Annotated in this window: 13 protein-coding genes and 1 pseudogene; 6 read left to right on the top strand and 8 right to left on the bottom strand. The window is 47.5% G+C overall.

Features of this window, described 5'->3' with window-relative positions:
* Positions 1 to 62 precede the first annotated feature (62 nt).
* Positions 63 to 761, top strand: a complete 699-nt coding sequence (locus AC5JR3_RS04835; protein ID WP_495843565.1) for a pirin family protein — start codon at positions 63 to 65, stop codon at positions 759 to 761.
* Positions 762 to 984: 223 nt separating this feature from the next.
* Here the strand turns inward: AC5JR3_RS04835 and AC5JR3_RS04830 are convergent, their stop codons facing one another.
* Positions 985 to 2,244 carry an MFS transporter gene (locus AC5JR3_RS04830; protein WP_495843563.1) on the bottom strand — a complete coding sequence of 420 codons (1,260 nt, stop codon included), beginning with the start codon at positions 2,242 to 2,244 and terminating at the stop codon, positions 985 to 987.
* A 205-nt stretch (positions 2,245 to 2,449) separates the two neighbouring features.
* Here AC5JR3_RS04830 and AC5JR3_RS04825 point away from each other — a divergent pair, with 205 nt between their 5' ends.
* Positions 2,450 to 3,202 carry a sucrose-phosphate phosphatase gene (locus AC5JR3_RS04825; protein ID WP_495843561.1) on the top strand — a complete coding sequence of 251 codons (753 nt, stop codon included), beginning with the start codon at positions 2,450 to 2,452 and terminating at the stop codon, positions 3,200 to 3,202.
* A 50-nt stretch (positions 3,203 to 3,252) separates the two neighbouring features.
* On the top strand, positions 3,253 to 3,885 hold the full coding sequence (gene ruvA, locus AC5JR3_RS04820) for a Holliday junction branch migration protein RuvA (protein WP_495843612.1): 633 nt from the start codon (positions 3,253 to 3,255) through the stop codon (positions 3,883 to 3,885).
* Here the strand turns inward: ruvA and AC5JR3_RS04815 are convergent.
* Positions 3,879 to 4,076 carry a hypothetical protein gene (locus AC5JR3_RS04815; protein ID WP_495843559.1) on the bottom strand — a complete coding sequence of 66 codons (198 nt, stop codon included), beginning with the start codon at positions 4,074 to 4,076 and terminating at the stop codon, positions 3,879 to 3,881. The two genes, ruvA and AC5JR3_RS04815, sit on opposite strands and share 7 nt — an antisense overlap.
* A 320-nt stretch (positions 4,077 to 4,396) precedes the next feature.
* Here AC5JR3_RS04815 and AC5JR3_RS04810 point away from each other — a divergent pair, with 320 nt between their 5' ends.
* On the top strand, positions 4,397 to 6,046 hold the full coding sequence (locus tag AC5JR3_RS04810) for an alpha-amylase family glycosyl hydrolase (protein WP_495843557.1): 1,650 nt from the start codon (positions 4,397 to 4,399) through the stop codon (positions 6,044 to 6,046).
* A 250-nt stretch (positions 6,047 to 6,296) separates the two neighbouring features.
* On the opposite strand, the pseudogene AC5JR3_RS04805 reads toward AC5JR3_RS04810, so the two are convergent.
* Positions 6,297 to 6,401 (bottom strand): annotated as a pseudogene (locus AC5JR3_RS04805) (DM13 domain-containing protein); the annotation flags it as partial.
* A gap of 33 nt (positions 6,402 to 6,434) precedes the next feature.
* On the opposite strand from AC5JR3_RS04805, the gene AC5JR3_RS04800 reads away from it, so the two are divergent.
* Entirely contained in the window at positions 6,435 to 7,085 is a 651-nt protein-coding gene (locus tag AC5JR3_RS04800; protein WP_495843555.1) for an ABC transporter permease, read from the top strand.
* Between the two features lie 43 nt (positions 7,086 to 7,128).
* Positions 7,129 to 8,130 carry a Gfo/Idh/MocA family protein gene (locus AC5JR3_RS04795; protein ID WP_495843553.1) on the top strand — a complete coding sequence of 334 codons (1,002 nt, stop codon included), beginning with the start codon at positions 7,129 to 7,131 and terminating at the stop codon, positions 8,128 to 8,130.
* A 35-nt stretch (positions 8,131 to 8,165) separates the two neighbouring features.
* On the opposite strand, the gene AC5JR3_RS04790 is transcribed toward AC5JR3_RS04795, so the two are convergent.
* The 5 genes from AC5JR3_RS04790 to AC5JR3_RS04770 all read right to left on the bottom strand — a co-directional run bounded on the left by AC5JR3_RS04790 (position 8,166) and on the right by AC5JR3_RS04770 (position 14,401).
* Positions 8,166 to 11,363 carry a type I restriction endonuclease subunit R gene (locus AC5JR3_RS04790; RefSeq protein WP_495843551.1) on the bottom strand — a complete coding sequence of 1,066 codons (3,198 nt, stop codon included), beginning with the start codon at positions 11,361 to 11,363 and terminating at the stop codon, positions 8,166 to 8,168.
* A gap of 32 nt (positions 11,364 to 11,395) precedes the next feature.
* Positions 11,396 to 12,007, bottom strand: a complete 612-nt coding sequence (locus tag AC5JR3_RS04785; protein WP_495843549.1) for a hypothetical protein — start codon at positions 12,005 to 12,007, stop codon at positions 11,396 to 11,398.
* A gap of 71 nt (positions 12,008 to 12,078) precedes the next feature.
* A complete protein-coding gene (locus AC5JR3_RS04780; protein WP_495843547.1) occupies positions 12,079 to 12,333 on the bottom strand; it encodes a UPF0175 family protein in 255 nt (84 codons plus the stop codon).
* Positions 12,334 to 12,358: 25 nt separating this feature from the next.
* Complete coding sequence (locus AC5JR3_RS04775) at positions 12,359 to 12,997, bottom strand: type I restriction endonuclease subunit R (protein WP_495843545.1); 639 nt, start codon at positions 12,995 to 12,997, stop codon at positions 12,359 to 12,361.
* A gap of 60 nt (positions 12,998 to 13,057) precedes the next feature.
* On the bottom strand, positions 13,058 to 14,401 hold the full coding sequence (locus AC5JR3_RS04770; RefSeq protein WP_495843543.1) for a restriction endonuclease subunit S: 1,344 nt from the start codon (positions 14,399 to 14,401) through the stop codon (positions 13,058 to 13,060).
* Positions 14,402 to 14,407 lie beyond the last annotated feature (6 nt).

The following is a 14,407-nucleotide window of genomic DNA, read 5'->3' as shown; positions in this document are numbered from 1 at the left end:
GCTTTTTGAAAGTGAAAGGGTTTTAAAGTATTGCCCCAAAAAAGTAAGGAGTAGCAAGAATAATGATTACTCTACGCAAAGCAACAGACCGAGGTCATTTCAATCATGGTTGGCTCGACACAAACCACACCTTTTCATTCGGACAATACTATGACCGTGACCATATGGGATTTCGGGCGTTGCGGGTGATTAATGAAGACCACGTTGCTCCGGGTGCTGGGTTTGGTACCCACGGACATCGCGACATGGAAATCATTACCTATGTACTAGAAGGAGCGCTAGAACATAAAGACAGCCTGGGTACGGGTTCAGTCATGCAAGTCGGTGATGTCCAGCGCATGAGTGCCGGAACTGGTATTCTCCACAGTGAATTTAATCACTCCCAAACGGAACCCGTTCACTTATTGCAGATTTGGCTGTTGCCAGATCTGCAAGGAAATTCACCCAGCTACGAACAGCAAAACTTTGGGTTAAGCAAAGAGCCGGGGAATTTGCACTTAGTCGCCGCTAAAGATGGCAAAGATGGGGCGCTTACTGTCCATCAGGATGTGGAGTTGTATGCGGCAGTTTTGGGGAAAGGCGATCGCGTCTCCCATACCCTTCATCCCAATCGCCACGCCTGGATACAGGTTGCCCGTGGGGAAGTCGTCCTCAATGGTGTGACATTACAACAGGGTGATGGTGCGGCAATCAGCGAAGAAACGGATGTGGCGATTGAGGCGACATCTGATGCTGAAATGCTGCTGTTTGACTTGGCGTAGCCATCCTAGTTGAATTTAGGGTGGTGCTGTAGGGGGGGGGATAGCTTAGCTATAGGCGAATGGCAGTGACTTGAGTGGAATAATCGTTCTTGAGAAAAACCCAGCTTGGGGGGGCTTCCCCCCAAACCCCCCACTGGGGGATGAGTGCCTCCCCCAGACCCCCTGCACAAGGGTTGATCGGTGGGTTGTGAGGAGTTTTATTGCTTGAGTCAGTGCTATTGGGCTATACGTCCCTTTTAGTGCGGATGCGCTCCAGGTATTGCAAAATGCCTAGACCAATCGTCACACTTAGCGCCAAGGCTAGCCATAAACTATTGGCGATGCTACGAGATTGATCTAATGCCCAACCACCGAGGGTGGGGCCGATGAAGTAGCCGATCGCCCAACATTGAGAGTTAATGGAAAGATAGACTCCGCGTAAGGATGAGGGGGCTAAGTCTACGACCAGGGCAGAGGCAGATGGGGTGTAAGAGACGGTGGCGATCGCTAATACTCCTAATGCCACGATTGCCCAAACTAAGGGATTTGTTGCCGTCACCCCCGTTACCCAAATCAAAACAAAGCCACATCCCCACAACACCATGGAAAGCATCAAAGCATGGGGACGACTAAAGCGATTTAGCCACCGGGCAATAGGCAACTGCAATAAGGCGGCAAAGACAATATGCCAGGTAAACAATCCACTAATAATTCGGGGTGAAAATCCGCCTTGGGCAGTGCCGCCGGAGACAAAGTTGTTGAAATATAAGGGCATTGTGCTGTTCACTTGGGCAAGATAGGTGGTGAACAAGATATTGACTAGAACGTAGACCATCAAGTAGCGATCGCGCAGTGCTACTGCCCATCCCCTAGCGATGCGTTTGTGAGGCTGCTGATCAAAAGCATAGGTTTCACCAATCGCCGCATAAATAATCCCAAAGAACACCAAAAAAGAAATGCCATCAATGACAAACAGCAGGCGATAGTTTCCTGTTGTCGAAACGATTAGCCCTCCTAAGACAACCCCAAACCCTAAGCCGATATTATCTGCTAGACGTGTAATAGCAAATGCCTCATTGCGCTGTTCAATCGTCGTTAAATCGGCAACGGCGGCTTCGGTGGCGGGCCAATATAGACCAATTCCCAACCCCATCAGCAAGTTACCAACGATCAATGTGGGGAGGTTATAAGTCTGTGCCAACACCACATCCGCCACCGCCGACACCGCCGCCGAAAGTAACAACGTTCGCCTGCGTCCCCAAAACTTCGAGTCGGTAAACGACCCCCCCAAAAAGCGACCGACAACACCGGAGACAGAACCACTCCCTAGCCCAATTCCCACAGCCGTTGCCGACAAACCGACTTGATTGACAAAAAAGATTGGGGCATAAAACAACGTGAAGCCATTACCCACTTGGGAGAGTAGCCGACCCCCAGCAAGAATCCAAACTTGATAACTGAGTTGGGGAAGCCAGGAAAACAGCTTGGTCAACAGTGATTTCATCAAATTAGTCACAGAATGGCGTGATCAAAAAGTCAAAACGTCCTCTCAGGTTAAAGCCAAAAATGGCGTTAACCCATCAATCGCTGTGGAGAAAAGCGACAGGTTATACAGAGGTTGCAGGTAACCTTTCTACAGATTGCTGGCGGTAGGCACTCCTATAGGACAATAAAGCAGTAATTAGACTGCAAGCACTAAAGAGGTTACTGTGACAGCATTTTTATTCGTAACTGACTTAGACCACACCTTTGTAGGTGATGACAATGCCCTGGGTGAACTTCAGCAACGCCTGAGCCAGCAGCGCCAAGAACAGGGGGCAAAGATTGTGTATGCCACGGGGCGATCGCTGACTCTCTACCACGAACTCAAAGCCGAAAAGCACCTGATCGATCCTGATGCTCTAATTACCGCTGTGGGCACAGAAATTTATGAAGATGATAGTAAAGATGTCCCAGATTCAACTTGGTCAGAAAAACTTTCCCAAGGTTGGAATCGAGAACTTGCTGTCGCCACCGCTGCCCATTATTCCGATCTGGTTCCTCAAGAAGAGTCGGAACAGCGTCCTTTTAAAGCCAGCTACTATCTGAGCGAAGAAGCGGCGGTGGAAGTAGTACCTCGCCTAGAAGCCCAACTGCAAGAGCGCGGTCTTGACGTAAGGTTAATCTATAGCGGCGGGAAAGACCTAGACATTTTGCCCCGTTTGGGTAATAAAGGGCTTGCTGTAGAGTTCTTGCGGCAACAATGGGGCTTTGATGGGACGCGCACCGTTGTCTGTGGGGACTCTGGTAACGATATCGGTCTATTTAGCGTTGGGGAATCGCGAGGGATCATTGTCGGTAATGCCCGCCCGGAACTGCGCCAGTGGTACGACGCCAATGCCAGCGATCGCCACTACTTAGCACAAGCGCACTGTGCAGGTGGTATCCTGGAAGGCTTGCAACATTTCGGATTTCTTCAGTAGGGATTAGTCCTTGGTGATTACCAAAGACTAATAACCAAGGACTAACAGTGATGATTAGCTATCTCAAGGGAACTGTCGCCACGATTCAAAAAACTGCCGCCAATCGCGTCACGCTGGTTTTGGACGTGAAGCAGGTTGGCTATGAAGTGCAAATTCCCTGGCGTTTGGCGCAACATCTCCAGGCGGCGGGGGATGAGCCAGTGCAAGTGTTTACCCATCTGCAAATCCGGGAAGACCAACAGATTTTGTACGGCTTTGCTTCGGCGGCGGAACGGGATTTGTTTCGCCAGTTGGTGAGTGTGAGTGGGATTGGTGCCCAGTTAGCGATCGCTCTCATCGATACTTTGGGGCTTGCAGATTTGGTACAAGCCATTGTCACAGGTAATATCCGCGTCTTATCCAAAACCCCTGGAGTAGGGAAAAAAACCGCCGAACGCTTGGCTTTGGAGCTAAAAACTAAACTGGCAGAATGGCGCAACACCTCTGGGACAGCGACATCCACCGTTTCTACTGGGCCCGCACCAGAAATTCTAGAAGATGTGGAGCTGACTTTGTTCGCGATTGGCTATAGCAGTGAGGAAGTTTCTCAGGCGCTGGCGGTAGTCAGTCAGGACAACTTAGTGGCGAAAAGTACCAACCCAGAAGATTGGATTAAAAACGCGATCGCTTGGTTGAGTCAGTAATATCGCGCCTCTCGGTCATTGTGCCAGAAGGCAAGGGTTTTGCTGTCTGGTGACCAAACCAAGTGGTTATCGCCTACTTTGACGGGAGTTCTCACTATTGGGCGACGTTCTTGAGTTTCTATTGGGAATTCATCCTTTAGATTCTTACGTTGGGAGGATTTCCAAGTTTGGCTTGGAGTTTGATTTTCCAAAACTGATACAAGAACGTTATCTGTGTTTTATGCTTCTGAAAATTCCTGGATAACTACGAAATTTGAGGTTTTTGATTAATGGCGATCGCGATTAATCAATCCCTAGCCAAGAGCAAATTACTTTGAATATCAGCGCTATAACTAGCAAAACCTAGCATTGAGCCATAAAAGACTTCTCTTCCTCGTTCAGCCCTATTCCTCAAGCACCAGCCAGCTAAATACAACTTTATCTCTTCCGAACGATCTCATAACTCGGTTGAGGCGTGGACAATATTACTATCCACTTCCAGTTTCTAAATCCTTTTTAAAGCTTGGGTTTTATGACAAGTCCGATTGAATTTAATCTATTTGCTCCCTATAACGAAGGCGCTGCACTAATTGGATCTTTTTCAGATTGGGAAGAAATCCCGATGGAGAAGGGAGAAGATGGCTATTTTCGCACCTCTGTTGAACTGGAGGATGGAGTTCATCAGTACAAATTTCGCGTGCAGTCCAAATCCTGGTTTTTTGAGCCGGATCAGTGGGTAGATGTCAACGACCCCTACGCCACAGACATCGAAAACGCGACTCAAAACGGCATAGTCCGAATTAAAGACGGCAAACGCATTGTCGATACCTACGTTTGGCAACATGACGACAAGCCACTACCTGGCGATTGTGAGTTAGTCATTTACGAATTGCATGTTGGCGACTTCTCTGGTGGCGAAGATGACCCCAACCCACGCGGCAACTATAAACACGTTGTGGAGAAGTTAGACTATCTCTGCGACTTGGGTATCAATGCCATTGAACTGATGCCTGTGAAGGAGTATCCTGGCGACCACAGTTGGGGCTACAATCCGCGCTACTTCTTTGCAACTGAATCCAGTTATGGTTCAACCGCAGAGTTGAAGCATTTGATTGACGAATGCCATGGTAGAGGGATTCGTGTGATTATGGATGGGATTTACAACCACTCAGAATCTGAAAGTCCTCTAACCCAAATTGACCACGACTACTGGTATCACCACGAACCCCGCGACCCAGATAATAATTGGGGCCCAGAGTTTAACTACGAGCATTACGACGAAAATTTAGACATTAAGCCCGCGTGGAAGTTCATCGGTGATACCGTGAGGTTTTGGGTTGAGGAATATCACCTCGACGGCATTCGCTACGATGCAGCGCGGCAAATTGCCAACTACGACTTCATGCACTGGATTGTTGATGAAGCCAAGAAATCAGCCGGGTCAAAGCCGTTTTACTGCATCGCCGAACATATCCCAGAAACCACCAGCATCACTAATTTTGATGGCCCGATGGATGCTTGCTGGCATGATAGTTTTTATCACTGTCTAGTGGAACACCTCAGCGGCGATACCTTTGATTTGGAACGCCTCAAGGATGTCATTGACTGTAAGCGGCAAGGCTTTATGGGGGCGACCAATGTGATCAATTACCTCACCAATCACGACCACGATCGCTTAATGGTAGAGCTGGGCAATCGCGGGATCTTGGATGAAGAAGCCTTCAAGCGGTTCAAACTGGGAGTAGCTATCCTGATGACGGCTGTGGGTGTTCCCCTGGTTTGGATGGGGGAAGAGTTCGGCGAGTACAAGCCCAAAACGATCGAATCCGCCAAAATCGATTGGACATTACTGCAAAGTGACAATAATCGCGGCTTATTCGACTACTACAAAGGCTTGATTAATCTACGCGAAGACAACCCAGCTCTCTACACTGAGAACATTGAGTTTTTCCACGAAGACAACGAAGCCAACGTTTTCGCCTACACGCGCTGGACTGACGAAGGCTCCCGCGTTGTTGTTGTCGCTAACTTCTCCGACCAATTCCTGGGTGACTATACGATTGGCAACTTCCCTGCTGCTGGTTCTTGGCACGAGTGGACGGGCAACTACAACGTCGAAGTCGAAAACGAGATTAAGACTGACATCGGCGGCTACGAAGCAAAGGTCTTTGTTTGGGGATAGCTTTTATACACATAAGATTCATTAACTCACCTTGACCGAGCTAGGTAGCGATCGCGCTATTGAGTAGACCTCTTGCATAAGTCGAATAGACCCCCCTTAATCCCCCCTTAGTAAGGGGGGAGACTTGAAATCTTGCCCCCTCCCCTTAGTAAGGGGAGGGTTGGGGAGGGGTCTGGTACATTTTTGCAAGAGGTCTAGTGATCAGTTGAAAAGACCTGTAGAGACGGATCGCGCTCTGTCTCTACAACCCTCAAGTGCCAAGGGGTGCGTAGCCAAAGGTAGCATTGAACTGGCGGCACCAAACCACAACTGAGCGAAAGTCTTCGGGATTAACGTTCGCCGGGATAGCGTAGCGTTACAAGGCTTCTATGATTGAACGTCCCTTAGTATGAATATCTTTGCTCAAGCTCTAGACTACGCCGCTAGTAATCCCGATCGCCTGATGACCGCCTTGGGGCAGCATTTACGGCTGGTGGTGGTGCCCCTAACGATTGGTTTGGGGTTGGGGCTACCCTTAGGGTTACTCAGTTCGCGATCGCGTACCGCTTCTACGGTATTGATTAATACCTTCAACGGCTTACGAGTCATTCCCAGTTTGGCGATTTTGTTTGTTGCCATTCCCTACTTTGGGCTAACCTTCCAATCGGCGGCGATCGCCCTGACTCTACTCGTCATACCGCCAATTCTGATCAGTACCGACGTTGCTTTTCGCAGCATTAATCCAGCCATTCGCGAAGCCGCCAAAGGCATGGGAATGGCACCTCTACAGGTACTCCAACAAGTTGAAATTCCTTTAGCACTTCCTGTAATTGTCGCTGGGATTAAAACCGCAACCACTGAAGCGATCGCCAGCGCTACCCTGGCTGCGTTTATTGGTGCTGGTGGGCTAGGTAGCTTTATTGTTCTGGGCTTTTCCCTTTACGACAACGCCATTCTCCTAGTTGGGGCAATTCCCGTCGCTGTGTTAGCACTGATTGCGGAAGTAGGGTTGAGTACCTTAGAGCGGTCGTTGCAACCACCCATTTTTAGGAAGGGGTGAAATTGTAGTAAAAGAGTGTTGTAATTCTTTGATGCCGTCAGCGATGCCGATTAATAATTTGTCTGATTTATCTGTTGAGTTACCGCTGCGGCTAGGGATAGTGGGGACAGGGTTTGCAGCAAGGCTGAGGGCAGAAGCATTGCAAGCCGATGAGCGATCGCACTTACTTGCTGTCAATGGACACACCCCGGAAAAGACCAACGAATTTGCTCAAACCTACAACGCCTCCCCGATTGATCACTGGCAAAAACTTGTCCAGCATCCCGACTTAGATGCGGTCGTCATTTGTACAATTAACCGCGATCATAGTGCGATCGCCCGTGCTGCCCTCGAAGCTAATAAGCACGTTATCATCGAATATCCTCTCGCCCTCGATCCCCAAGAAGCCAAGTCCCTAATTGCCCTAGCACAAGCCAAAAGCAAACTCCTCCACGTTGAACATATTGAACTTTTAGGCGGACTCCATCAAGCCCTGCGGCAGTCTTTACCAGAGATTGGTAACGCCTTCTACGCCCGCTACGTCACCATTGCTCCCAAGCGTCCCGCCCCTCGCCGTTGGACGTATCACCGAGAACTATTTGGCTTTCCCTTTAGTGGGGCGCTCTCCCGCATCCATCGCCTCACCGACTTATTTGGCAGCGTCGCCACCGTTAGCTGTCAGTCGCGGTACTGGGGAACGGGAGACTACTTCACCGCCTGTCTTTGCACCGCCCAACTGCGCTTTCATAATGGGTTAATTGCGGAAGTGACTTATGGCAAAGGGGAAGTATTCTGGCAAAGTTTACGCAACTTTGAGGTGCATGGAGATAAAGGAACGCTGCTGTTTGAAGGCGATGAAGGAACACTGATTCGGGATGAAGAAACGACACCGATTGAGGTTGGCGGGCGTCGTGGGTTATTTGGGAAAGATACGGGGATGGTCTTGGATTATTTCAGTGAAGGTACGCCCCTCTACGTATCGCCGGAGGCAAGTTATTACGCCCTAAAAATTGCGGATGCGGCGCGTCAATCAGCCGCAACAGGCGAGACGATAAAATGCGATTAGGGGGAGTAAGATGGCTCATTCCCCTCAAGTTGCCTTCAAGCAGCAGGAGTGTAAATACTGCGTCCTGCCCCTGAGTAAGACTCATAGACGTGCTGATACACCTCTTCACACTTGCGCTGGTACACATCGGTTGAGTAACCTTCGGGTAGCTGGTCTAATATCTCCTCAATCGCAACCTTAACTGCTGCCTTCGATTGTTGCCGCCTACGCCAATCAAGTACTAATTTTTCTTGCTTGAGGGTTGACAAAAGTTCCTTTGCCACATTCTTAACTGCCAGCTTCTCCTTCTCGGTTAAGCTGATATCTGGTTTCGTCAGTAGGTCAACGATCGCCAGTTCTTCTTCTTCCAGATTCTCCGCGATCGCACGTTTATCCTCAACTTTCAGTTCCTGGGCAAACTCCACCAACTCGGTAAAGAAGGTTTCCACGTTGCGCGAACCAGCATTGTATTCATCAATCATCTGCTGAAACTTGTCCAGGTAATTCATCCGGCTTTTGTTGAGGCGTACCATCTGGGTTAGCTGGCTGGCGATCGCCCCTTTTAGCTTCTCAGCTTCCGTGTGCTTGTACCCTTTGTCAAACTGGGCTTTGAGGGCGTCAAAGTCAATCTGGCTGAGGTCAACGTAGAGACGTTCCGGTGGAACGTCTTTGGATTCGGGGATGACATACTTCAACGTACCGATGGACTCATCCAGAATTTCCTCAACGGCGGCTTTGACTTCGGAAATGTCCACCGGGGAAGCCAGGTTTCTGATTCGCTTGGTGATTTCACCCAAGGCATATAACGTGGGATTGAACTCACCCGCTGCTGGGTCTGGGAGAATCGCTTTGTAGAGTTTGGTGACGTTCTGAGTTAGTGCCAGATACCGCTGCTTGGAATCGTCGTTCACCAGGATGGCTTCGACGGCATCATTCCATAGCTTGGTACGGGCAAAGGCTTGGGTGGTGGTTTGGATTTGGTCGAAGTTGATGCCGCGATCGCTACAAAATTGTAGAGTATCTGCGATCGCCTTTCTCAATTCCTCCACCAAGGCTTCTTTGGATTGCACCGGGGTATCGCCTGCTTCCACGCCGCCACCGGAGGCGGAACCGTAAATCGCCAGTGCTTTTTGCAAGTCGCGGAACACGCCGATATAGTCTACAATCAGCCCGTTTACCTTTTCCCCAAATACCCGATTTGCCCTGGCGATGGTTTGCATCAAGGTATGGTTCCGCATCGGTTTGTCGAGGTAGATGGTGGAACAACTGGGGGCGTCAAAGCCTGTCATCCACATCGCGCAGACAAAGACAATACGCAGCGGGTTGCTGGCGTCTTTGAATTTTACGTCCAGTCCCGGTTTTCCTTTGACGAGGCGCTGGCGGTGGGGTTTAATCGTTAAGCCTTTTTTGTTAAACGCTTCTTCCTCATTCTGGGAGGAGGAAATGACTACCGCCATGTCGGTTTCTTCCAGGTACTGAATTTTCGCGGTTAGCTGTTCGCGTTCACTCTCGCTGGCGGTGGTGAGTTGGTTCTGTAACTGGGTTAACTGCTGCTGCCAATAGTGCTGCACCTTGTTGTACATTGTGACAGCGGTGAAGCGATCGATGGAGACAACCATTGCTTTGCCCTGGTATCCCCGTCCTAAAAAGTGAGTGACAATATCTTGAGCGATTTCGTCTAAGCGTTCCTCTCGCGTTATCAGGTGATATTCCCGCGAAAATTCCCGTTCCAGTTTATTCTCTTGTGCCTCATCTAAGTCGGCTGATTCGATGGCATCGGTAATCTCTTCGTTGAGTTCGCTGTTGGTGAGTTCCAGTTGGGGGATGCGGTTTTCGTAAAACAGGGGAACAGTGGCGTTGTCTTCTACCGATTGGCGGAAGTTGTAGATGCTGATATAGTCGCCAAATTCGCGCCGCGTGGCTTCTTCTCCCACAAGTAGGGGTGTGCCAGTGAAGCCAATAAACCCGGCTTTGGGTAATGCGGTTCGCATATTTCCAGCGAAGCTGTCGTATTGGGAACGGTGGGCTTCGTCGGCAATCACAATTACATCATCTCTATCGGAGAGTTTGGGGTAGCGATCGCCTTTTTTGGTGCGGAATTTCTGAATTAAGGTGAACACATAACGATGGTCTTCTGTCAATAGTTGTTTGAGGTGTTCGCCACTCTTTGCCCTGACTTCTTTTTCCGGTTCGGTGACGGCACCTGTTTTAGCAAAGTTTTTGTAGATTTGGTCGTCTAAATCTTCTCTGTCGGTGATAATTACGAACGTCCAGTTTCCCTCAACTGTGCGGTGAACTTTCTGGGAAAAGAACTGCATGGAGAAGCTTTTACCGCTGCCTTGGGTGTGCCAAAATACTCCGAGTTTGCCTTGATTTTCTCGGATGTTTTGCACGGCTTCTAGGCAACTATTGACGCCGAGATACTGGTGATTTTTGGCAACGAGTTTGATTAAGCCGCCTTGTTCTTCGCTAAATAGGGTGAAGTTTTCGACGATATCTAAGAGTTTGGTTTTTTCGCAGGTGCCGCGAATCATCGTGTCGAGGGAGATGATTCCTTCTTCACCCTCACTGTTGATTTTCTTCCAGTCTGAGAAGTATTCCCAGGTGGCGGTGAGACTACCGATTTTGCTAATGCTGCCGTTGGAAAGGATGACGATGCCGTTGTACCAAAACAGTTGGGGGATTTCTTCTCGGTAGTCGCAGAAGTTGTTTTGGTAGGCGAATTCGACTCGTTCTCTAGAGGCTTTGAGTTCGATGAAGATGAGGGGAATGCCGTTAACGAAACCGAGTAAGTCGGGGCGGCGGGTGTACATTTCCCCAACAATCGAGAGTTGGGAGGCGAGGAAGAAGTCGTTGTTGGTGGGGGTTTGCCAATCGATGACGGTGACGTTTTCGGTAATGTCTTCGCCATCGTCGTTGCGGTAGGTGACTTTTACTCTATCTTTGAGGCGATCGCAAATTTCCCGGTTGGCGCTGGCGAGGGTGAGGGCGCTTCTGTCGCGGGTGAGTTCCTCGATAGCGAGGGCGATCGCTTGTTCGGGAAGGTGAGGGTTGAGTTTTTCTAGGGCTGGGCGCAGTTTGGAGATTAGGACTACATCGCTTCTGGTTTCTCGCCCTAAGTAAAGACGTTCCACCGGAACGTCTCTACCATCGCCGTAGATTTCGTTGTAGCAGTTGGCGGTGGTGTAGCCCAGTTGTTCAAATAGGGCGATGGTGTAGAGTTCTAGGGCTTCTTCTGAATCGGGGTGGGGCATGGAGATAAAAGAGTTTGGGATAGAGGGGAGTGTCAATCTGTCATTGATTCGTTAATACCGTAGGCTAAGATTCCCAAAATTTTATTGACGTTGTTGAGAAAATACTCTCCTAAATCTATTTCAATAATTTGCTCTTCTAATTTTAAAAATTTCCACCTATCCCCAGTCGTGACAGTCCCATAAATTTTGTGAATTGGGTTGCCTTCTCGTTCGTTAAATAATCTTGCGGCTAACATTTCCGCTACGCATTGACCTAAGCCAGCATTTATATCTTCTTTTTTTGCCTCTACAATCGTGATAACGGGTGCGTTGATAAATAGCTGTTCTGGAGAACGGCTGATGAGAAAGTCACAGGTTCCGTTTAATCCTTGGCTTGCATCAACGGTAAAATCTACGCCGGAGAATAAACTAATAGGATGCGTCAACCGCTTTTTTAACTCAATTAACACAGGGGCGATAATCATTTCTGAGCGTGATTTTTCTGTGTTAATGGCAAGGGCTAAAGGTAAATTGTATTGCAGGGTTTCTTTTAAATAATCGCTGCTGTTGAATTCTGGAACTTCTGCAAAAATATTTACTTTTTCAGAAATCGTCAAACCAAAGGTTTTTATTACTTTTGCTAAAGTAAAGTCACTGTATGCCATATCATCTAACTTTTTTGGCTTGTTTGTTAAGGGCGATTAGGGGTGCAGTCTTGATGACAATTCTCTCGGTTTCAGGCATTTTCTAAATCGGATAATAACTCTTCTTCGGTTAGGTCAATCATGGCTACGCCGTAACGATGTAAGTTAAGGAGGAATGAGACTCTATCTGTACCGATTAATGCGGCTGCCATGCCTGAAGATAAGCGCTTCATTTCAAAAAGTTTGACTGCCATTGCCCATTTTGCCTCTTGTTCAAATTGTTCTCTGGTTTGTTGCAGGGCATCGGGAAAAGTTTCTGGGTAGTTGATTGTGAGTTGGTGTGACATAGTGTTTACTTTGAGATTAATCAGCTCAGTTTTGCAGCATGATTTGTCTGATTTGTTTAAGAACACGCATGATGTCATAAAGTTGATTGCGGTGGGGGAGAAGCAGGGAGAAAATATTGGATAAGTCGTATTCAGGGTTATCTTGAATCAAGAGTTTAATAAATTGGAATTCATCGCCATTGGTGATTAATCCATAGACGGGGCGTTGGCGGTTGGGGTTTCCCATCATGTAGGTGAAGGCTTGGGGTAAGGCGATGGAGAAGGCGATGGTTGATTTGGATTCGACGACTAATACCCAGAGTTGTTGTTGAATAATTAAGGTGTCGATGCGTCCTCTGAGTAATTCGTCTCTGTCTTCTAGGAGGAGTTCGACTTCGGGTTCTGTGGTGACGAAGAAGGGTTCGTCGTATAAACCAGCTAGGGTTAATAAGGGGGATATGACTAAGTGATTGATGGTTCCTTCTGCTAATGAACCACATTCTCTATGGCGCAAAAATCGGTTTTTAATTTGGTCTAATGTGGCTATTTCAGAGTCGGTGATTTCGGGTAAGTCTTGCGTAAACTCTGAGGAGAATTGCTCATTGTTTGTTGGAGTCAGATTAAATCTTTCTCGGAGGTCAAGTAAGCTGGTGATGGGTTTTGAGATAGGTTTTGTTTGTACCATAATTGCTCTATTTTGTAAGTTTCTGTTGTAATTTTCAGCTTGATTAGCAAACGGTGAAGTTTAAGCTGCTATTTCTCCGGTGTTGATGTCGATGTTTTCTACGTCGATTTCACCTGAGATGAGTTGCGGGAGGAGTAAGTCGCGGGTTTGGCGAAGGTTGACGTTCTTTGAGTAGAGTGATTGTTTCAAGTTCAAAACATCATTAATTATTTTGCCGAATTTATTAATCCAATCAGGACTAGGATAAAGAATTTTGATATTTCTTTGATTGGTGATACTTATAAATTTTCGTGTTGATTGCTCAGATTGCCCAGACAAAATATCTTGAAACCTGTCGGACGTGAAGGTGCAGTACAAGAAAGCTTGATTTAGTGAAGAAGAATTTTTAATCCTAAAATACGTTACTTGAGGTGTCAAAACTATAAAATTTTCCACTTGTGGGACTATAGCGACCCGCCCCATAGTGGCTTTATGCGTTAATAATACATCCCCTTTCTTAGCGAAACCAACTCGTAACGATTGAGCTTGTTCATTGGAAATCAATTGGCAATTTGCCAAGTTAAGAATATTATTAGCTAGGTCTTTTGCCATAATAAATGGAATACCAACAGGAACATAATTCGTTGATTTAGGATGTTTTTCTCCATGATTACCATCCTGGTTTTTTTCCAAAATTCCTCTCTTTATTAGTTCATCTATTGGCAATACCTCCCAGCCCTCTGGAATTAACCCAAATTCAGAAGTTGAATCAATCATCTTCACCTGTTCATGTCCAGGGAAGCGGAAGTTGACGAACCACTCACGATAGAGCGATCGCGCCATCTCTTCCAGTATCTCAATCCGCCTCGTGTTGTTCTCGATTAGGTCATCATAGGCTGAGATAATCGCAGCAAGTTTGCGCTGGGTGGGGAGGGGAGGAAGTTTAATCTCGACGCTTTCAACTTGACTTGGGCTAACATTTGCCTGACTTGCAGCCCCTAAAGCCATAAGAGCTATTTTTCTTCGTTTTTCCTCTGCATATATTGAATAAAACAAAAATAATTTGTTACAAATTTCAGGTTTTGTGACAATTATTTTTCCAGCCCGTTGATTTAAAAGGCAGTGACCTAATGATGATGAATGAAGTGCTACTCTCCCAACGACAGAGTTAGGCTGTGTGAGGTGTGAGCCTGTCAATGATATGAGAATATCTCCACCCTTAACATGATACTTGGTATCTAAAGAGAGAAAACTCGAATCAACATGGTCAACCTCTGAAAGGTCAACTGCCCCTACTCGAATATTTTTGATTTTTATAATAGGTATCCCTTCGGGCTGGAAATCTTTACTTTTAAAAGCAAAACCAGAGATAACTTTAGCTACATCACCTAAGCGGATATCCTTCCATTGAGTATACGATGCCATTAAATC

It is taken from the genome of Kastovskya adunca (assembly GCF_059505785.1).
The sequence above is the reverse complement of the archived record's forward strand: the minus strand, read 5'-3'. Positions and strand labels throughout refer to the sequence as shown.